The sequence below is a fragment of the Gemmatimonadota bacterium genome (assembly GCA_040882465.1).
Lineage (GTDB): Bacteria > Gemmatimonadota > Gemmatimonadetes > Longimicrobiales > Gaopeijiaceae > JBBEBG01.
Genome location: JBBEBG010000028.1, coordinates 71,265 through 90,870, shown reverse-complemented (window position 1 = coordinate 90,870; position 19,606 = coordinate 71,265). Strand labels below are relative to the sequence as shown.

Here is a 19,606-nt window from a genome sequence, read left to right as displayed (position 1 = left end):
CGCCGGGGCGCACCAAGTCTCTGGAGTGGCAGCCGTGCCCGCATTGTGGGAGCGCGAGCACGAATCGCATGGGCCCCGGGGTGATGGGCCTTTCCCTCTTCGTCGGCGGAAGCTGCATGATGTGGATCCCGATCATCGGGTGGGTGATCGCTCCCATCCTCTTCATCATGGCCCTGATCGTGTGGGTTGGCGCTCTGATCCCATCCGGAAAGGTGGCGTTTCACTGTCAGGGGTGCAGGAAGTGGTTTCGGGTCGCGAAGAATGACATTCGGGCCGGGGCCTAACGGGAGACCCAGGCATTGCGAGAAATGGGCGCCGATCCTCGTTGACCGGCTGTGTCCCGAATGTGTCCCGAGACCCGGCAAAAGTCGGCAAAAGGGGGGTTCTGACCCGGCAAGAGCGGTTGCCCGATTGGCTCAACTGTGCGAATTTTGCCGTTCGGAAGGGGTGACGCGCTCGCTTGCCAAGGTGGGGGTCGCCGGTTCGAGTCCGGTTTCCCGCTCTCCAAGGATGGGGAGGCTCGACGCGGCAGCGAGGAGCCTCCCTTTTCCTTTTCAGGCGCCGTGGCCAAGTGGTAAGGCGGAGGACTGCAAATCCTCTATCCCCGGTTCGAATCCGGGCGGCGCCTCTATGAAGGCGGCGGCGCCCCAACCGGGGCGCCGCCATCTTTTCATGGAAGGGTGCTGACGCCCGGATGAGACCCGAAGGTTCGAGCCGAGCGGGGGAAAGGGCTCCTTTTTTTGTCGGTTGGTTCCCATCCGCGAGACCAGCGAGCACGCGAAGCGTGCGCAGCTAATCCGGGCGGCGCCTCTTGAGAAGCGGCTCGTTCGCCTTCGAGTTCTCGTCGGGGTACCTGTTTCCCTGGTATCGAGGCTTCTGGAAGCAACGGGCCTTGATGATCTCCCCCGGCTTATCCTTCTCGCTCGCCGGCGGACGCGGCTAAAGCGCTTGGGGCTCCGATGAGGGGCCGGCGATCTGCTGGCGGAACGGCAGCCATGGGAAGTGGTCGCCTGCGGACCGGCGAGTTCGCTGATCAGCAGGAGTTGGGGTAGGATGATGCCCGCGCGGCCGGCGATTCCGAATTTGCTCGGTGGTGCCTCACGCGGATCGGGAGACCGCCCGTCCGGCCTCCTAGGACCGAGCGGGCCTTCCCTTTGGACTTCCTCCTACCGCGCCCCGACCAGCGGCACGCGCATGGGCCTCGGTCCCTTCCAGAAGCCGATCGTCGAAAAGACCAGGGCCAGGACAAAGAGCCCGAGTCCGATCCCGCCGTCCGACCATCGCATGTATCCCGGTGCCAACATGAAGGCGACCACGCCCACCTCGACTGCCCCGAGAACCGATGCGTTGAGCCAAAAGCCGACCCGGCTGTTCCGCCAGTTGAAGGCCGCACCGACGATCACGCAGATGCCCGTGACGGCCTCCTTCGTCTCACAGGACGGGCTGTCGGTCACCGTACGGCCGTCCTCGTTACGGAGCGTCCTCTCTGCACGCGGCTAGGGGTGGTCGCACATGGCGGATGGTGGCGGTCACGGTCGCTGCTTCCTTATCCCTGGGGTGAACAAGATTTGGGTGGCTACACGCACGGCTTCGGCCCGGCGAAAAGCTTATAGGCGTGACCTCTCGACCGGTCGTCAACTGGAGCGTTCGTTGGGGACCGAAGTGCACCGCTTCCGCTCGGGAACTCTGGAGAGATTTATCTTCGCGAAGGTGATACTCGTCCGTAGCGGAAGCGGTGCGTGTCTGCTTTCCGCCGACCCTGCGGCTCGGCGGAGCTATCCACAATCCTCTGCGGGGAGTTGCGTCGAGGGACTCTCCTCGCAGGGCCGCGGATAACTCCGGTACAGCTATAAGGTGATGCTGGACCACGGAGTAGAGTAGAGTAGAGCGGAGTGGCGATCGGGCGCCGTGAGCGATAGACGTTGCCCGCGGTACGATACTCCGGCGTGACGACGGCCGGGGCCCACTGGCGCGTGGCGCGGGAAGCGGGCGGGACGGGGGCGGGCATCCTGCAACCCAGCGGCATCAAGCGTCCGGGGACATGGCTGGATCGGCCAGTCGTCTAGGCTCCCGCTCCACACCCACATTCGGACGACCGCGTCGGGCATCCCTGCTCCAAAGCTTGCCCGCCCTCGCTTTATAACTTAGTTTGGTCCATTGACTAAGTCATGGAGGTACCAGCTTACGACCCTCTCCGGGGAGAGCACGGATGATGAAGATCGATAAGGAAGCCATGGTGAATGTCCACGAGGCGAAGACCCACCTCTCCCGCCTCCTGGAACGCGTCCATCTGGGAGAGGAGATCATCCTCGCCAAGGCGGGCAAGCCCTACGCGAAGCTGGTTCCGCTCGAAGCGGGAGGGGAGCGCGTCGCCGGCCGACTCGGGGGTCGCATCATCATGACGGAGGATTTCTTCGAAGCCCTCCCGGAAGAGGAACTGCGGGTGTGGGAGGAAGAGGGGTGACCTTCCTCCTCGATACGCATGCGCTCCTCTGGTGGGTCACGGACGATCCTCGACTTTCGGCCCTCGCCCGGGAGCGGATTCGGGATCCCGAGAATGTGATCTTGGTGAGCAGCGCCTCCGGGTGGGAGATCACGACGAAGCATCGGCTCGGGAAGCTCCGGTTCCAAGACTGGGATCCGCAGACTCTCCCGGCGAGCCTTCGGAAGGATCGGATCGAGGTCCTTCCCATCTCCCTCGGTCATGCCCTGCTCGCCGGATCTCTTCCGGGTCCGCACCGCGATCCCTTCGACCGGATCCTCATCGCGCAGAGTCGGATGGAGGATCTTCCCATCCTGACGCGGGATCCGGTCTTCCCCGACTACGGAGTCGATGCGATCTGGTAGTTCCCCGGCACTGCCGCGATCCCCGCCTGATTGTCATCGGGATGATCGAGAAGTCATCATCGAGCTCCGGGCGCCCCTCAGAACGGAACGACCTCCAGCCCCGGGACCGGCGGTAATGTTCGATATCGCGCGTCACTACCGGAACACGGCGGGCCAGCGCGGTGGCCGCTCCTCGCCGCGCCCCCCATGCTGAACCCGCGCGCCACCTTCAACTCGGTGTTGACGCCTGGCTCGAGGACGAAGGGTACGCACAGCGGGCTTCCGGAGGGGCCGTGGAGAGGGGCCCGGCACGGCGAGGGGCGCTCCCGGTGAAGGGCCTCGATTTCAACCCTTCGGCCGCTCGACCTAGCGGAGGTACGGGTTGGGCGCCCGCCATCCATTGGGAAAGCGCTCCCTGGCCTCGGCCTCCTGCACGGCCGGAAGGATGATGATGTCATCCCCGTCCCTCCAGTTCGCGGGCGTTGCCACCGTGTGCTTCGCGGTGAACTGCATCGAGTCGATGACGCGGAGAATCTCGTCGAAGTTCCGACCGGTGCCGATCGGATACGAGATGAGGAGCTCGATCTTCTTGTCCCGACCGATGACGTAGACGTTTCGGACCGTCTGGTTGTCGACCGCGGTCCGTCCATCGCAGCTGTCCCCCACTTCCGCCGGGAGCATCCCGTATCTCGAACCTGGACGTGCTGAACGCGATCTTGACCGTGGCCGAACAAGGGTACAAATGGCGCGGTCTGCCGAAACGATTTGGGCGCTGGCATATCGTCCACACACGGATGACCCGGTGGGCCAATGCCGGCGTGCTCGATCGGGTGTTCACAGCACTGCAGGAGGAAGAGATCATCCGCATCAAGGTCGAGGCCCTGGCCGTCGACAGCACCATCGTGAAGGTGCATCCTTACGGCACGGGAGCGGAAAAAAACGGCCCGCGGTCCATCGGACGCTGGCGGGGGGGATGGACCACCAAAATTCATATGGCTGCCGCGGATGCGAGAAGGGCCGTGACCCTCTCGCTGTCACCGGACCAGCATCACGACGCACCGGCGGGACGAGAGCTGATGCGCCGCCTACCGCGGGCTGAAACTCAGCTCGCACGCATCATGGATCGTGCGTACCAGGGCAACGAAACGCGCCAGCTGGCGCTGGATCTCGGATTCACGCCCATTTCGCACTCATCGCAGAGGCCCTGCATTAGTGTGAACGGGCCCTAGTCGAAGAAGCGATCCCCGCAGCCGTTACAGATCTCCCATCGCACGTGGGCGTCGGCGGAGTTAGTCATTTCGCGGATATCCCCTTGTTTGGTCAGAGAGCCGCGGAAGGGAAGCACCGCATAGCGATCCGGCCGCGTGTGGCAATCCAAGGGTTGACTTCCTGCCGTCACGTTGCAGGCGGTGGGCTCAACACAGAAGGAAAGTCGGCTCGCGTCGGGATCGCAGTCCAGCCCACTGCCGACGGTGAGGGCCTCGCCCCCGAGGAAGAGAATTGAAAAATCGGAAACGCGTCCGTCGACGTTTACGCACTCCCCGGTCAGATTGAGCAGCGCATCCCCGGTCAGAAGGAGACCCAACTCCGGGTCGAGCGGAAAAAACGTCAGATAGCTGTTCGATTCTTCCCCGAACGCGATCACTGCGGATCTGCGCCCCCCGCGTGCGCTGCAGGCGACGTTGGCCACGCCCAACTCGTCGAGAAACCCGTCGTCGACGATGTCCTCGCACCCCTCGGTGCTGATCTCGTACTCGGCCTGTCTTGCGTCGTAGACGAGCGCGACGGGCGAGTCATCCGTAACGTTCTCCGGGTCGGGCTCGAGGGCAAAGCGCAGGCGGAGGTCGACGGTTCCCTGGCACTCCGCCGGCCAGCCGGGCACGAACGCGTAGCTCATCTCGATGCGGCCGCCCAATGCGACGTCGCAATCGTCGTCCCCGCCGTCGAAGTTGTAGCGCTCGTTCCCGTCGCGGAGGCCGTTGAAATTCTCGTCCTCCGCGCCGTCGCGACAGCCGCCGCCGTCGCTGTCCACGTCGAGCTCCATCGCGACGCCGTCGCGGTCGAAGTCGCGGCCGCCGAGCATGGCACGCGCCGCCGCGTCGTCAGGAGACCCGGTCGGCGTCAACTGCTCCACGGAGCGATGATACCCGTTTTGCGGATCCCAAACGCTGGCGCGAATCTCCTCCTTGTCGCCGATGCCGTCACCGTCGCTATCAGCCGTTGACGCGTCGGTCCGAAAACGGTGGATCTCGTCGAAATCAACGACGCCGTCGCCGTCGCTGTCGCTGTCAACCTCGGCCTCATCGCTGCGTACCTCCACGGGCGCCAGGCCGATCCAATAGCTATAGAGGTACCTAGATAGCCCGGCTGCATCCGCCTGCATCTCCTGTCTTCCGTGCTGGTCCTGGTAGAAAAGGAAAAAATCGCCGTCCTGCGAGCGATATCCGACGAACAAGAATAGATGGCCGGGATTCGTGGCGATGACCGGTCGGCCGGCGTCGATCTCGCGCTGGATATCGACGAGGGCGTTCATTCCCCATCGGTGGGCGATCTCGGCCGGGCACTGGATTTCCGGTTCGCGCGCGATGCGGCAGCGGAGGCATTCCTCCGACTGTGGGTCGGCGCATTGGCTCGCGCACTGCTGGAGTGCCAGGTCTTGCGCGTATTCGACGCACGCATTGAGGTCAAAGCCTCGGGCGTTGTAGGGGTTCCGTTCGTATTGTCCGCTCGTGCCGATCGCGAGCGGCAGCGAGTACCGCGTCGTGCGATCGTCGGTGATGCCTATGATCGGCAGATCGTATTCCGGTCCGTCGCGGAGATCCCGGAACACCTCGTAACCAATCCGGTCCTGTGAAATCCCGCCGCCGTAGAAGGCGTTCAACATCGCGACGCCCGCCCGCGCGCAGTAAGGATAGCCGGCGAAGTCCGGCGTATCCCAACTCCACAGCGGATTCTCGTGGGGGGCCTCGAGCGCCAGCATTCGCGTGTCCTTCGCGTGCGCGATCACCGGCACGTCGAGCACCCTGAGCAAACCTTCCGGAACGCTCGTCGGGGTGGTGGGGGATCCTCCCGCGGCGGTGGTGCCCTGCTGGTCGTCCCCGCCGACCTCACGCTCGGCCGACGCGCGAGCCGGCTCGGGAACCGTGCGCGACGGGTCGACACGGAACGGTAATGCCTCAGAAAATTCAGCCGGCTCGCCCCCGCCACCGAGCGCCTGGACCCGCCAAACGTAGCTCCCCGGCGGGAGCTCCGGGCCCTGGATAGCGAGCTGTTCGAGCCGCACGCCGGGCGTCCCCTCGATCTGCTCTTCATGCACCACGGCCGCGAAGGCGTCCCCGCTTCCCACCTGCAACCGGTAGCTCGCCGCGCCCGGGACGCTGTACCAGGAAAAGCGGGGCCGGCCCGTGAAGATCATGCCCGGCAACGCCGCGAACATGGAAACCACCGGCCGCGGATTGGGCTGCCCCGGCGTCGCTCGCGCCGGATCCAACGGCGCCCACGCCGCAGGCGCGAACGCATTCGTCACCTCCGGCAACCGGGCAAGCACGCTGCCCGGCGCGGGCGGCGAGCAGCGGCCGCCACGACACAAGTCTACGGAGGCCAGGTCGGGCTGGCCCCACACGACCGCGTCGGCGACGCCGTCGGGAAGGTCGAGCCGCACGGCGCCCGACTCCCCGGCCGGAAAGTCCGCGGCCGGCACGTGCATGACACCGTCGCCGCTCCCTGACTGATCGTCGAAGCTGACGACCAAGAGCGCGCCGGGCTCAAGTGTGATGCTCTGCGGGAGATTCACGACGGCGCCGGCGTCGGTGCTGAGCGTCGCTCCGTCGAGTCCCACGGCCGCGGTGCCGGAGTTCACGAGCTCGACGAACGCCGGCGCACCATCAACCGGTAAAAGTCGGATCTCGTTGAGCCGAACGGGGGTCGCCGATGTGCTCGGAGAAAGCGATGCCGGCGAAAGCCGCGCGTCGAGTGATGTCGGAGGTTCGGGCTCGTTCGTGCAACCGGAGAATGCGAGCACCGTGACATTTATGAGGAGGAGCCGCCGGACCGCGTTCGTGCGCGCCATACGGTGTCCTCCCGACCGAGGGGAAGTCCAACGCGATCCGGCAATTCAAGGTACGGCGGAGCATGTGGGCCGGCAATGGATGGAGGGCCCGCTCGGAGGAGTGGGAACGGGGAGGGGAAGAGGTGCTGGAGCGTACTGCCTGCCGCACCATGTGACCTCGGGTGCGACGGCCGGTTTCCTTATGCCGAACAGGACAATGTCCGGCGTCGCCTGCACGGGTCCTTTCGTAAGTGAAGGCTAATGCTCGGTGACTTTCGCTGCATTGAGCGGTTCGGGATGGGGTTTCTTCCTCGGGACCTTCCAGTTGACGCTCTCTTCAGGTCGGCTCAAAGTTGCCTTCCCAGAAGATTCGGTTCGCATCTCCGGCCGGTCGCCTCTCGCCTACGGCGCGATTCTGGGCCTCATGGCGCGCTGGGCGTTGGGGTGGGACTTTTGTTTCAGGGGTGGTGGATGAGCCAACCCCCACGGTGAACTTAGCCTCGACAGCGGAAGGGATGACCGCACTCCTTCGCCTGGCCCGAAAGTCCCTCCTCCTGTGGTTCGGGGCCACCTTCCTGGCCGGCGGCCTCGCATCTCTATCGATGGGGAGCTGGGTCGCAATCCAGGAACTGCGCTATCGGGACGAAGGAAGGGTCACGGAGGCGGTCGTACTGACCGGGTCCATCGAGCCTGCGTCCCAGCAGGGAAGTTCCCCCGACCGCTTCTCGATCGTGTACCACTTCGATACGCCCGAGGGGAAAACGATCGAAGGCAATGACACGGTCGATCTCGAGGGAGGCGACCATCTCGAGGCCGGAAGCACGCTGGACATCACATACTTGCCGGACAACCCGGGCACCAGCCGCGTCGTGGGCTCAGATGAGATGGGTACGGCTCTAGCTGCTCTCCTGGTGGGAGGTGTCTTCGCGCTCATCGGGGGGTTCTTCTTCTTCACGAATGCCTATCGACTCGGGCGCCAGTGGTCCATCCTTCGGACGGGCGAGTTCGGGCAGGGAACGGTTCTGGCTATCGGACCGACGAATACCTCGATCAACCGAGTTCGCCAATGGAAGGTTCAATACACGTACCGAGACCCTCTGGGAAGCGTCCACACTGGGGCGAGCGGCTACCTCGCGCCGGACGAAGCCCATGCTTACGCGGTTGGGGACTCCGTGAGGATCAGGGTTAGCCGGGAACACTTCGAAGAAAGTGTGTGGGACGTGCCCCCAGCTCCGCGCACCCGGCTGGATGTGGGGCGACTCGGTCGCTGGGCGGGCCGTTGGGCATACACTCTGGCGCTCGCGTTCCTCGCGATCCTGGTTGGCGAGATCGTGATCCCGGTAACGGGCCTTGATGACTCGATCGTCCGCCATGAAGCCGTGCTCACCCGGATCACAGTGGCGGTGATGATTCTCGGGTTCACGATGTTCATGGGTGCCATCGTTACCGCCATTCTCACGGGCGTCCGTACACCCTGGAGTCGTCCGGATGAGGGCTCTTCCTATCACGACCAGTTTTCTATCAGGGAGGCCAAGAATGCCTGGAGGTGGCGCGCCTGGCGGGACAGCCCCCGGTGGCGCGTCAACTTCGTGGTCATGGCGGGCATTCCGCTCCTCGCCGTCGGACTCTTCGGTCTGTTCATCGTGATCGCCCCAAACGGAATCAGGTTCCTGTGCGGGGCGGCCCTGATGGTTGCGATATGGAAAACTGCGATCGCCATTGTTCGAGCCTGAGCTTCGGCGGAGCCGTCGGCGAGGAATTCAACGAGGGCAGGGGCCGACGCGTCTATATCACTCTCCCGAGAATGGGATCCGCGATGGCGCACCGCCGGTGCCGAACACGGACAGCAGCCTCGGGCGGGTCGACCGGGGACCCCCAGCGCCGATCTCTGTCGGCCCTTGGGATCATCTCCTATCTTTCATTCCCGCCTCGGAGGGTGTTCTAGGCCCTGGGCGGTCCCGCTCAACGAGGTCGAGACATGGCGCTGCGACGACGGACGGGCATCGCGGGAATCGCGGCGGCGATCTCGGGGATTTCAGCCTGTGCCGGCGAGGCGCCCGACCCAGCCGAGGCGATCTGCCGCTCCGAGGAGGCCGCAGCATCAGGGCTCCAGGTTTCCGTGGACAATGACACGTACTTCTACGCGGACGACCCGGCGGGCGACCAGGTCGGCTACGAGAGTGGCGAAGCGGTACTGGCGCTCGAGCCCGGTGACTACGAGGCGCGTGTCAACGGATCCCGCCACCCCGTCACCATCCGGAGTGGCCGGATCACCCGCTGTGTGGCGTCTGCCTTCGATGTCATTGGCACCACCGGCGCCTACTACTACGTGCTGGACACGCTCGGCACGCAGCTCAGCTACGCAAGGCTGGGCGAGCCGCTGTGGCTCTTTCCCGGGACCTATGTCGCGAAGCTGAACGACACTCGCACGAGAACGATGCTGACCCCGGGCGACACGACACGCCTGGCCTCGGGAACCGTCGTCGTCAGAGGCACGACGGACGAGTACTACTACGTGAACGATCCCGAGGCGACGCAGCTCGCATTCGCGAAGCTCGGGGAGCCGCTGTCCCTGCTTCCCGGGAGCTACGTGGCGAAGTTGAACAACGCCCAGTCTGCGTTCACAGTCGAGGCCGACGGCACCGTCCAAATCGCCTCGGGCTCCGTGCTCGGCAGCGGTACGACGAACGAGTTCTACTACATCCTCGACGGAGCGGGCAGCCAGCTCGGATTCGCGCGCCTCGGCGACGCGTCGTCGTACTTGCCGGGCGAGTACCAGTTCCGGGTCTCCGGCACAGCCACACCTCTCACCGTCCAAGCGGACCAGACGACCGAGATCGTAACGGGCACGCTCCTCGTCCCGGGAGCTGCGAGCGAGTTCTACTACGTCCTCGACGAGGCTGGGACGCAGCTCGGATTCAACCAGCTCGGCACACCGACGTCGGTCGTCCCGGGAGCGTACACAGTACGCGTCGGAGACCGCATGATTCCGGTGACGATCGAGGCGGGCGCCACGATCACGCCGGATCGATAGGGCGACAGCAGGACTTCGGCGGAACCGAGAACGGCCGCGTCGTGCGGTGACACGCCGCGCCCACTACGTCCGGAACAAGCTGAAACGATCCGAAGCTCGAAGACTCACGCTCGGACAATAGCGATCCCAGCGGCCGCCATCGAGTAGGTGAGCGCCGCCCCGCAAAGGAACCGGATTCCGTTGGGGGCGAGCACGATGAGAAGACCGAAGAGCGCGATGGCGAGGAGCGGCACGCCCGCCATGACCACGAAGTTGACCCGCCACCGGGCACTGTCGCGCCAGGCGCGCCGCCTGGAGGCATCCTTGGCTTCCTGGATGGAAAAGCGGTTGTAGTGGGAGGACCCCTCACCGGGCCGACTCCACGGCGTACGCACGCCAGCGAGCATGGCGGTGAAGATGGCGCCCATGAACAGCGTGAACCCGAGAGTCCACACGCCCCAGGTAACCCTGGTGAGCATGACGTCATGGCGGTCCATCAGCTCTTCGGGGCCCGCAATCGGGATGATGATCTCTCCAAGAACGATTCCGAGAAACGCGAGCGCCAGGGTGGCGGCCCAACGGCCTGCCCAGTGACCGAGTCGCGCCAAGTTCAGTGGGGTGGGCGCCGCTTCGGGCACGTCCCGCACGCTCTCCTCGAGGCCCCGACTGACCCGGATCTGCACCGGGTCGCCGACCGCGAAGGCGTGGGCTTCGTCCGGCGTGAGGTGGCCCCGTGCCCGGGTGTGGACGCCTCCCAACGGATCTCGGTACGAGTACTGAACCTTTCACTGGCGAACGCGGCTGATCGTGGTGCTCGTCGGCACGATGGCCAGGACGGTCCCCTGCCCGATGTCGCCCGTCTTCAGGATGGACCACTGGCGCCCGAGGCGATGGGCGTTCGTGAAGAAGAAAAACGCACCGATGAGGGCGAAGACGCCTCCGACCAGGAGGGTAGCCAAAGCCGTGCCCGTTCCATCTGAGCGAACGACACCCATCGAAAGGGATACCAGGCCGTCGGCGAGGAAGGCGGCCCCGAACCACAGGAGGAGGGACTTCCGGGCCAGGCGAAGGAGTGAGGTCATTCGTACTTTGGTGCTGCAACGACCGTCGAGCTTCTGGCGGCGGGGGTCAGCCACTCAGCCAACGAGTCTCTCCGGCCCCAACTCAGGGCTGCGCCTGCTGGCAATTCCGATAGGCCGCACGTGCGGCGCCCAACGCCTCGACCACTCGCCGCGTCTCGCCGCCAGCCATCTCCTCGACCATGAGCATCTGGTCGATCATCTCCTGCGCCTCGATGAGCGGGGGCTGTTCGAGGAGTCCCATCTCCGCCGCCATGTCGTATGCCGCCTTCCACTCAGGCCTGGCGACGAGATCAGGCAGCGCCGAGGCGAACGCTTCGGCGACGACTAGATCGTCATCGGTCGCGACGCGCAGGTAGCTATATGGATACTCGAGCCTGGTGATCGGCTGGCCGTGGTACGTGTCGCCGAAGCGCCTTTGGGCAGCGGCAACCGCGCCGCCGACGGCTTCACTCGCCGGAATGACCGTGCTGTTGATGATGCCTAACAGCTCCTGTTCGAGCTGCCTGACCGTCGAGTCTTCGAACGCGCACGGCGTGAGCCGCAGCAGCGAGAAGTCGGCCGTGCCGTCATACGATGAATCGAGTCTGCAGTCGCTGACCTGGGAGTCCCGCGGAGTGATGTAAACGCCTTGGGTAACGCGTTCCCCTGCGATGCGGTTCGGATCGACGACAGCATTCTCAAAGGTCGTCTTGTAGCTCGCCGCGATGGCGCCGCCGCATTCGTCGACAATGTCTCGAGACCCGGAGCACACCCACATCGCCGGCGATGAGAGCTGGCCGGATGGGGGAATCGTGGGCTGCACCGTGAGCTCCGCAAGAAACGCATCGGGACGCGCCCCACCGTCATAGCACTCGGCGCCGGAAACAAATTCTGCGTACACGCTATTCCCGGAATGGGTGATTCGTACAATCGCAGGATCGGCAGTCTGGCGTTCGCCGTGCTCGGTAAGTTCCCAGAGGCCGTTGAGATCGAGCCCCCCTGGAATGTCGAGGTTCTGAGCCGCCGCCACCCTCGGCTGCGCCATCCCGACACCCACGAGGATCAGAGCGATCACAAACGCCTTGATCATTCCTGCGATTTGTCCCCTCCACGCCCTTGCGCTCCACGATCGTAGAGCTTCGTAGCCAATCGAACCGTCGCCCCTTCTGGAGAGACTTGCGGCGGCAGCCCAAAGGTCAGGTCGATCATGGCTCTCGTCCTTCATTGGCCTAAGCCTCCGGACCATTTTCCGCGAAGACGGAAATCCCGAGCAACTTCCACGATGGGGATTCGTAGAGGTACCTCACCTCGAAGTCCACGCGGTAGGGCTCGCTGTCGTAGTAGCCGGAGGCGTTCAGCACATTGTCACCATCGATGTAGGGCGGTTGGTCAAAGAGGGGTGCAAGGCCCCGTAGGTTCGACAGGTCCACGCCGTTGTCGATCAGTGACTGAAAAGCGGCCAGCAGCTCTTGGGGCGTGATCTGGGCCTGCCAGAGTTGCGAAATCGTGCCGTGGAACGGTGCGAAATCTCTCCGTTGCAGCGCGCCACTGAAGGAGAGCATGGATTGGAAGACGAGCCGACCGGTGTCGTCATCGTTCGGCACGACCCCACGGTCGCCTGAGGCGCGCGTAATGGATGCACCCGCGAACTCGGTCTCGAAACCGAGAACTCGCCATTCTCCCTCTTCATTGACCAATCTCATGGATAGTGGAATCGTCCCGCCGTCGACGGTCGTTACGCTTCCTTCCAGGCTGGCCTGATTGTTGGCGATTTCACGGTAGCTCCAGCTCACCGACTGATATCCGGTCAGACCGATGGTTCGCACCACCTCCTCGAATCTCAAGAGGTCCGGCTGGCTCCGTAACGCGACGGCCGCGGACGAGTAAGCTTCCTCGAATCTCTCTTCCCCAATCGGAGCGAGAAACTCCTCGCTGGCGTCGACCGCGCCTCCCGTAAGTGCGAACACGAGAGCGAAGATGCCTGCGCCCAAGGCGGCGAATGCGACAGCCACGATGCCAACGACTTTGAGGATCTTCTTCATGACCGCCTCCGGGAGGAGATCGCGGGACCAGACTGACCGCATGCGGCGGTCCTTCCCGTTCCGCCGGGAGCTCGTCGGGCAACCGCATACTTACGAACTGGTTCGCATCGGCGGTCACGCCCGGGCAGCATCAGGCACCAAGCGGTTTCGCTCCCCCCGCTCGCTCGTTCCGGGCTAAGGCTCAGGCGGTCGCCGCCAAACACGCTTCGAGCAAGCGCCGGGCTTCCTCCACACTGGCTTCAAGCGTCCGGCGATTCACTTCCATCTCGTCGTATTCGTCTCGCAACTGCGTCATGCGGCCCATCGTGCGGTACATCGTGTCCATCTGGTCCAGCATCCCAAGTAGATCGTTCAGGTCGTAGCTTCCGCTGTTCGCTTGGGCCCATGCACGCATGTCGGCAATGGTTCCCCAGTTGGCCATCCAGAACTGGTAGAACCCGATCGCCGACTGGGCTGCGCTGATCCCCGTCAAGGCCGCGCTGCTGTCCTCCGTCGGCAACGGCACCAATGCGCTCAAGAGGTTTTGCAAGGCCTGGAACAGTTGGTCGTTCTGAAAGCGGCTCCACTCCTGCTGGGCCGCGGCGTGGAGCCGCTCGAACTCCTGCTGCATGTTCACGAGCTGGTCGTAAAGCTCCGCGTAGCGGTCGGCAAGTAACTTCATCTGGAGGTCGTGGTGGTCGAGCAGGGCCTCCGCTTGACTAAGGTTGCGACGCTCCCCGGCGCAGCGGTCGCCCGGAATGGGACTCGCTCCGCGTGACGGCCGACTGGACTGTGCGAGTCGCTGCCGGGCCCGATTTCCCGGTGTGGCCACGTCGTCACTCGGATCGAAGACCGGCTCCTCGAGGTTGTCATCCGTCTCTGGAGGGTCGTCGCGGGGCGGCACCGGGGGCTCCGGTGGCCCAGAAGCTCCACCCGGCGCACCGCCACCCCCGTACGGGTCGGCGGCCCGCCCTTCCTCGCCGGGGACGAGGTGGATCCAGGCGACGTCCATTCTGTCATAACCACCGCGGTCGGTCACGACACGTCGCTGGCCCACTCCCAGCAGGTCTCCAGATCGCACCTCCCCGTCCACCTGATGGACTTCACCGATGTCGAGGCTGATCGCAGGCGGAGGTCCGGATTCGGTCCGGGAGAGCCCGATCCACTCGATGGCATCACGCGGGAAAGACGAGTAACCCAGCATGCACGAGTCGGCCGCACACCCCTGGAGCTCTCCACTGAAGGTGGACCCGTCCCGAAACACGAGTAGGTCATTGGCCGCTGCGGTGGACGGGCAACCGGCGGCCTGACAAAAGGCGGCCTGCCAGGCCTCCGCTAGGAGGTCGAGCGCCTCGGTACGCGCCACCGTGGCGCCCACGCCTGTGATGCCGGGGGCTCGGAGCGCCTCCACCAGCGCCTCGATCTCTCCGAGTTCGGCAAGCGCGACAGCGGATACGGGTCTTCCGATAGCCCCCTCGATCACGCCCCGCACAGCCTGGCCGGAACGATCTCCCACTCCCGGCGGGTTACCCGTCAACATCTCGGCGCCGGATCCGGCTGCTGCGAAGTGGACTCCGCCGGCATCGGCGTCAAGCCGCGCTCCATCGGCGTCGATGATCGTGACCACGCGGCCAGAAGCGTCCCGACCGACGACCACCGGGGCGGGCACCGAGACCTCGACCTGCGTAAGGCTGTAACCGGACGGACTGTAGCGGACGAAGTAGCCTCCCGGATCGAAGGACCAGCGTCCCTCGGGGACAGGGCGCGAGTCCTCGGGCGGCACGACGGCCCCGGTCAGGACCGCCACCCGCTCGAGCTCGTCGAACGATGACGTCCCGCTGGAGATCATGGATCGGAGCCGCGCCTCCGCCTGGAACACCTGACGAGCGAGCGGAGGAAGCTGGCTCGTCGCCTCGCGCATCACGCTCTCCGGAACCAGGCCCAGCACACCGTCGTCGAGGTCGTCGACTTGGTCGTCGGTGAGGAGCGTGCGCGCGGTCTGCTGCATTTCGCGCGGCATCTCACCGAACTCGGTGCGGGCGATGATCGCCCAGACGAGCACCTGGATGTCCCGTTGCGGGATCTCCGGGTGGGCCACCGAATTCCGTAGCAGGCTCTGCACGATTCCAGCTTTGGGCCCCACCAGCGGAGCATATAGATACCCGTCTCCGCCGCCGGGACCGAATGTACCGGCGTGCATGCAGTAGCTCTCGGCGTGCATCGCGAAACGGCCGCGCCGGAGGACGTATGCGCCCTCTGAATTACGCGGGAGCTGCTCCAGTCGTCCCCAGTTGGCGGGCGACCAGGAATCCAGAAACGCGATCTCGGTCCGCGCGTCGTCCAGGTTGGTGGTGATCGGGGGATCGCTCTCGAAGAAACTCGAGAGGGTCGGCACGCGGTTGAGTAGACCGCCCGCGTCGCGGAGCCGGGGGATTTGGGCTTGAGCTGGAGACACTCCGACCGCTAGGGCAACCAAGAGCCAGCGGGCCATCGCAGTCCCTCCTTCGGACGCAACTTGGACCCGGCGGATTCATCGGCGGCCGTAGCGGTCGTCGGTGCCGTCTGGTGGGACGCTTCTGCGGTCGAGCCGGGAATGCGAGCCTAGCTCGAACGGTCGCTTCCTAACCTCAGGGTGCTTTTGCGCGGGAAGGAAGTCAAATTCAGCTGGCGTCGCCGGCGGGTGGACAGCCCGACTTCGCGGTCGACCTCTGCCTCCGGGAAAGTCCTCCGCCTCAGACCCGCCACCTAATGAAGGCCAAGTCGCGTCTTTCCTGCTCGTCGGGCCAACGCCGGCCCGTGCCCCCGATCAGGGAAAGAGCCTCAGGCGCGAATTCTTCTCGCCCAGTATCCTGGCCGGCAGCCGAATGAACACCACCGGCATTCCCACCTCCATCTCGATGAACTTGCCGGTGTGGTTGGGGTCATACGCAGCCTGAAAAATCGCCCCCGAATCCAAGAGCGGAGTGAACCATCCGGGCGCCTCGAAGTCATGCACGGTCGGAAATCCAAACACCCTCGAGACACGAACGCCAAGTTGGTTGGGGGGACTGGCCGGACAAGGACGCTGGTGGGGCCCCCCGTCGACGCATTTTGATGCCGGAGGCGTCTGACCTGGCACCGGCGTACGGCGAACGCGGGCGGAGAGGATGCGCCGAACGGTGGCGGGGGGGGGGTGGATGGGCGGGGAGGCACGAGCCCGAGTCCTTGGGAGGGGCTCCTTCGTGCCGGAGAGGCGATCAGGTTTCGAGGCGGTCCGACGGCGCCGGACGATCCCACCCCGGCGCCACGCGGGCCGGGTCTCTTCCGGGAGGCCCGACGCTCCCTATGGCAGATCCGTGGCAATTGGGGGTGTGAAGCCCCGCGAACCACCGCGAAGCAGCGCGGTCTAGGATCGGCAGAAAGCGCTGCCTTTGCAATGACTTGCGACTCCTCGCCAAGCCGCGCGAAACGCCTCGTCTAACTGCAAATCCTCTATCCCCGGTTCGAGCCGAGCGGCCCACGCCCCCCGCCGCTTCACAACTCGCTCGCTCCGCGAGACGACTCGCGAAGCGAGTCAATCCGGGCGGCGCCTCTTTCGAAAGGTTTCCCGCCGGTTCCCACCGCCCGGATCTGCGGAGCGAAGCGCAGCTAATCCGGGCGGCGCCTCTATGAAGGCGGCGGCGCCCCAACCGGGGCTCCGCCGCTTTCTCATTGAAGGATGCCGACGCCCGGACGAGAACCGCAGCTTCGAGCCGAGCGGGGCAGGGACTTCGTATTTCTTCCCCGACTTTCGATCCGCGTGACCAGCGAGGATCGCCGACGGCGACCGGAGCTAATCTGGGCGGGGACATTCCCAGTTGGTCTCTGGCGGTCACCCCACGTTAACGGACACGAAAGACCTCGTGTCATTCCCGAAGATATCCACGACCTTGACCGCGACCCTGTAGCGGCCCGGCCTCGATTAAGTATGGCTCGCGCTCCGGAGCTCGAGCGCGCGCGAACGATTCCTGGCTAAAGGCGCCTCAACTGGCGCGTATTTGCTTGATGCGCTCCAGCTCGGACGCCTCGGCTTCCCGCGCCTGATAAAGGTCCCACCGGAGCTGAAGATTCATCCAGACATCCGGAGTCGTCCCGAAGAACTTGGCCAATCTGAGCGCCGTCGCCGGGGTGATCCCACGCCGTCCGTTCACCAACTCGTTGATCCGTTGATAAGGCACCCGAATACCATCCGCGAGCTGCCGCTGTGTTAGAGCCATGGGGTTGAGAAATTCCTCTAGCAGCATCTCGCCAGGATGGGCGGGCGCACCGTGGGTTGGAATGCGGACCATGTGAAATTCTCCGTCTCGCTAATCGTGGTAATCGACGATCTCCACATCCGTCGGACCGATCTCGGTCCAGGCGAAGCAGACGCGTAGCTGGTCGTTGATCCGAAGGCTGTGCTGGCCCCTGCGGTCCTTCTTCAAGGCCTCCAGCCGATTGGCCGGGGGCACTCGGAGATCCTCAAGTTTCGCCGCCGAGTCAAGCCATTCAAGCTTGCGCCGGGCTATCTTCCAAAGACTTTGAGGACAAATCTTCCGGGCACGCTTCGTGTCCGCTTGGTTGAAGATGTCCTCCGTTCCGGCGTCTCGAAACGAACGGATCATAAAGACACGATAGCACGGTATCCATGCTATGCCAAGCTCCTCGACAAAATCTCCGTAGCTGCCGCGGGCACGTCGGGCGCAGCTCCTCCATCAGTTGCACCCCCCTCCACGTCAGATACTCTCGGACGTGGCCGCGTGGAATCTCCAGGAGCAGTGGATCGCCGAGGCGTTCTCGAACTGGTCCATCAGCGTCGATAAGGAGACGTGATTGGGAAGACCGGCGTTTGCACGGTCGGCCTCCTTCCGGGGCCGGATCGCGCTTCGCGCGGGAACCCATCTCTTGGGTTCCGGGATGGCATCGGTCCAAGTTGCGATATCGGCAAGAATCGGCAACTTTATTGACGTCGAATGCCACCGGGAGGTTAACGGCAATGAATCGGCAACCTTAACGGCACCCGTTCAATGAGCATGCGAAAGGAAGCAGAGGCTCCGAACCCAACCCTCTCCGGTTCAGAACTGACCGAGACTCTGCGGCTACTCGGTGAAATCGACGAATTCAAAGGTTATTGGCGCAAGTTGAAGGAACTCCGGGCCGAGCGCCTCGGTGAGCTGCGAAAGGTGGCCACCATCGAATCATCGGGAAGCAGCACGCGAATTGAGGGGGCTGAACTCACCGACGAACAGGTCGCACAAGTCCTGAGCGGCCTCTCGGTGGACGCCTTCAGCCAGCGTGATGCCTCCGAGGTACGAGGATACGGCGAGCTCCTGCAAGCCATCTTCGATAGCCACGAGACGATTCCGCTCGAGGAGCGGTTCATTCAGCAGCTCCACAGCATCCTGCTGGCCCACAGCGAGCGGGATGCGTGGCATCGTGGCCGATACAAGAAGGACCAATACCATCTGGAGGCCCGGCACCCGGACGGCCGAGTCGAGGTGCTCTTTCACACCTCATCCCCATTCGAGACACCTGGTCGGATGGCCGAGCTCATTGCGGCAACCGAGGCCGCGCGCGAATTGGGTGAGGTGCATCCGCTTGTGGTCGTAGCGAGGTTCATCGTCGAATTCCTTGCCATCCACCCGTTTCAGGATGGAAATGGCCGGCTCTCGAGGGCCGTGACCACCCTCCTCCTGCTTCGAGCTGGATACGAATACGTCCCCTACGCGTCTCTCGAGCGAGTGGTCGAAGACAACAAGACCGCGTATTACGCGGCGCTCCGGAGCTCTCAAGTCGCGATGCGGGACGCTCCGACAGCATATGGAGCCTGGCTCTTGTTCTTCCTGAGATCTGTCAGGGCTCAGCAGAAGAACCTGTTGGCAAAGCTGGATGTCGAACGCTCAATGGTTCGACTGTCCGAGGTCCAACAACGCATCCTCGACATGGTGGACGATCATGGCAGCGTCACCTCCAGCGTTGTAGCCGGCACGCTCGATCTTCCTCCCCGCACCGTCCGCTATCACTTGGATGTGCTCATCCGCCACGGGTTGGTCGTGCCCCGGGGTGAGAAGAGAGGACGAACCTATCAGAGGGCCACTGGCGAGGCGCAGGACGCCGGAGGACAAGGATCGAAGACCGCGGCGATCCTGGCCGACATCCTCGAGCGGAGCGGTCGGATCGGGTCCAACGATCTAAAGCAACTGGTCGAGGCGCACGGGTACGACCCGCGAGTCGTGGGGACGCTGCACGGGAAGCGACTCGCCCACCTGCGTCGAAATCGAGGCACGGGCGAGAGCGAGCTCACGTCACGGGGCAGGGAAGTCGCGGAGCAGCACCTGTTCGCTAGGCGATTGGCGGAGGGGGCACGACATTCGTAGGCGACGCCCACCCAGTTGGCGCCGGTCCAATTCATTCCCCCTCGCACTCCCCTTCCTATCCACGACCCACGCCATGTCGCGATCTACCGCGGCACCACCGAGTCGAACCGCGCCTTTCTCTTTTCCCAGTCCGGCATTCGGCGGCTGAGCAGGGCCGGCGGCGCTGCGCTCTACGGCCCGTGGCAGATCCGTGGCAATTGAGCCTGCGAAATCCCGCGCCGCTTCACAACTCGCTCGCTCCGCGAGCCGGCTCGCGAAGCGAG

At 64.5% G+C, this 19,606-nt stretch carries 16 protein-coding genes, 1 tRNA gene and 2 pseudogenes; 8 read left to right on the top strand and 11 right to left on the bottom strand.

All coding sequences use genetic code 11. The annotated features are described in order from the left end of the window. Together WEG36_10560 and WEG36_10555 are read left to right on the top strand one after the other, a co-directional pair. Positions 1–284, top strand: a 284-nt coding sequence (locus WEG36_10560; protein MEX1258047.1) for a hypothetical protein, incomplete at its 5' end; no start/stop codon positions are given. Positions 285–557: 273 nt separating this feature from the next. Beyond that, positions 558–628: transfer RNA gene (locus tag WEG36_10555), tRNA-Cys, on the top strand. Between the two features lie 538 nt (positions 629–1,166). Here the strand turns inward: WEG36_10555 and WEG36_10550 are convergent. Further along, the gene (locus WEG36_10550; protein MEX1258046.1) at positions 1,167–1,454 is read right to left on the bottom strand and encodes a hypothetical protein; all 288 of its coding nucleotides are present in this window, start codon (positions 1,452–1,454) and stop codon (positions 1,167–1,169) included. A gap of 755 nt (positions 1,455–2,209) precedes the next feature. On the opposite strand from WEG36_10550, the gene WEG36_10545 reads away from it, so the two are divergent. Then, positions 2,210–2,464, top strand: a complete 255-nt coding sequence (locus WEG36_10545) for a type II toxin-antitoxin system prevent-host-death family antitoxin (protein MEX1258045.1) — start codon at positions 2,210–2,212, stop codon at positions 2,462–2,464. Further along, a complete protein-coding gene (locus WEG36_10540; GenBank protein ID MEX1258044.1) occupies positions 2,461–2,847 on the top strand; it encodes a type II toxin-antitoxin system VapC family toxin in 387 nt (128 codons plus the stop codon). Before WEG36_10545 ends, WEG36_10540 begins: the two co-directional genes overlap by 4 nt. Before the next feature lie 345 nt (positions 2,848–3,192). Here WEG36_10540 and WEG36_10535 read toward each other — a convergent pair. Next, positions 3,193–3,513: pseudogene (locus WEG36_10535) on the bottom strand (peroxiredoxin). Between WEG36_10535 and WEG36_10530 the strand changes: the two are divergent. Beyond that, a pseudogene (locus WEG36_10530) lies at positions 3,510–4,010 on the top strand (IS5 family transposase). The pseudogenes WEG36_10535 and WEG36_10530 overlap by 4 nt on opposite strands. 41 nt (positions 4,011–4,051) lie before the next feature. On the opposite strand, the gene WEG36_10525 reads toward WEG36_10530, so the two are convergent. Beyond that, the gene (locus WEG36_10525; protein ID MEX1258043.1) at positions 4,052–6,685 is read right to left on the bottom strand and encodes a hypothetical protein; all 2,634 of its coding nucleotides are present in this window, start codon (positions 6,683–6,685) and stop codon (positions 4,052–4,054) included. A 704-nt stretch (positions 6,686–7,389) separates the two neighbouring features. Between WEG36_10525 and WEG36_10520 the strand changes: the two genes are divergently transcribed. Next, complete coding sequence (locus tag WEG36_10520; protein MEX1258042.1) at positions 7,390–8,607, top strand: DUF3592 domain-containing protein; 1,218 nt, start codon at positions 7,390–7,392, stop codon at positions 8,605–8,607. A gap of 245 nt (positions 8,608–8,852) precedes the next feature. Beyond that, entirely contained in the window at positions 8,853–9,908 is a 1,056-nt protein-coding gene (locus tag WEG36_10515) for a hypothetical protein (GenBank protein MEX1258041.1), read from the top strand. A gap of 104 nt (positions 9,909–10,012) precedes the next feature. Here the strand turns inward: WEG36_10515 and WEG36_10510 are convergent, their stop codons facing one another. From WEG36_10510 to WEG36_10475, 8 genes are all read right to left on the bottom strand, one after another. Then, positions 10,013–10,645, bottom strand: coding sequence for a hypothetical protein (locus WEG36_10510; protein MEX1258040.1), 633 nt, complete (start codon positions 10,643–10,645; stop codon positions 10,013–10,015). Between the two features lie 27 nt (positions 10,646–10,672). Continuing rightward, positions 10,673–11,023 carry a hypothetical protein gene (locus tag WEG36_10505; protein ID MEX1258039.1) on the bottom strand — a complete coding sequence of 117 codons (351 nt, stop codon included), beginning with the start codon at positions 11,021–11,023 and terminating at the stop codon, positions 10,673–10,675. A gap of 28 nt (positions 11,024–11,051) precedes the next feature. Further along, positions 11,052–12,038: a hypothetical protein gene (locus WEG36_10500; GenBank protein MEX1258038.1), complete on the bottom strand. Its 987-nt coding sequence runs from the start codon at positions 12,036–12,038 to the stop codon at positions 11,052–11,054. Between the two features lie 139 nt (positions 12,039–12,177). After that, on the bottom strand, positions 12,178–12,990 hold the full coding sequence (locus tag WEG36_10495; protein ID MEX1258037.1) for a hypothetical protein: 813 nt from the start codon (positions 12,988–12,990) through the stop codon (positions 12,178–12,180). A gap of 181 nt (positions 12,991–13,171) precedes the next feature. Continuing rightward, complete coding sequence (locus tag WEG36_10490; GenBank protein MEX1258036.1) at positions 13,172–15,460, bottom strand: hypothetical protein; 2,289 nt, start codon at positions 15,458–15,460, stop codon at positions 13,172–13,174. A gap of 315 nt (positions 15,461–15,775) precedes the next feature. Next, positions 15,776–15,964 carry a hypothetical protein gene (locus WEG36_10485; protein MEX1258035.1) on the bottom strand — a complete coding sequence of 63 codons (189 nt, stop codon included), beginning with the start codon at positions 15,962–15,964 and terminating at the stop codon, positions 15,776–15,778. Between the two features lie 1,006 nt (positions 15,965–16,970). Continuing rightward, positions 16,971–17,276, bottom strand: a complete 306-nt coding sequence (locus tag WEG36_10480; GenBank protein MEX1258034.1) for a HigA family addiction module antitoxin — start codon at positions 17,274–17,276, stop codon at positions 16,971–16,973. Between the two features lie 18 nt (positions 17,277–17,294). Further along, positions 17,295–17,591 (bottom strand): type II toxin-antitoxin system RelE/ParE family toxin, encoded by a 297-nt coding sequence (locus WEG36_10475; protein MEX1258033.1) that lies wholly within the window; start codon positions 17,589–17,591, stop codon positions 17,295–17,297. Positions 17,592–17,999: 408 nt separating this feature from the next. On the opposite strand from WEG36_10475, the gene WEG36_10470 reads away from it, so the two are divergent. Beyond that, positions 18,000–19,343, top strand: coding sequence for a Fic family protein (locus WEG36_10470; GenBank protein MEX1258032.1), 1,344 nt, complete (start codon positions 18,000–18,002; stop codon positions 19,341–19,343). Positions 19,344–19,606: the final 263 nt, after the last annotated feature.

Coding starts and splice junctions, on each gene's coding strand:
- WEG36_10545 (MEX1258045.1), top strand. CDS start 2,210: ATGATGAAGATCGATAAGGAAGCCATGGTGAATGTCCACGAGGCGAAG.
- WEG36_10520 (MEX1258042.1), top strand. CDS start 7,390: ATGACCGCACTCCTTCGCCTGGCCCGAAAGTCCCTCCTCCTGTGGTTC.
- WEG36_10515 (MEX1258041.1), top strand. CDS start 8,853: ATGGCGCTGCGACGACGGACGGGCATCGCGGGAATCGCGGCGGCGATC.
- WEG36_10500 (MEX1258038.1), bottom strand. CDS start 12,038: ATGATCAAGGCGTTTGTGATCGCTCTGATCCTCGTGGGTGTCGGGATG.
- WEG36_10495 (MEX1258037.1), bottom strand. CDS start 12,990: ATGAAGAAGATCCTCAAAGTCGTTGGCATCGTGGCTGTCGCATTCGCC.
- WEG36_10490 (MEX1258036.1), bottom strand. CDS start 15,460: ATGGCCCGCTGGCTCTTGGTTGCCCTAGCGGTCGGAGTGTCTCCAGCT.
- WEG36_10480 (MEX1258034.1), bottom strand. CDS start 17,276: ATGGTCCGCATTCCAACCCACGGTGCGCCCGCCCATCCTGGCGAGATG.
- WEG36_10475 (MEX1258033.1), bottom strand. CDS start 17,591: ATGATCCGTTCGTTTCGAGACGCCGGAACGGAGGACATCTTCAACCAA.
- WEG36_10470 (MEX1258032.1), top strand. CDS start 18,000: ATGCGAAAGGAAGCAGAGGCTCCGAACCCAACCCTCTCCGGTTCAGAA.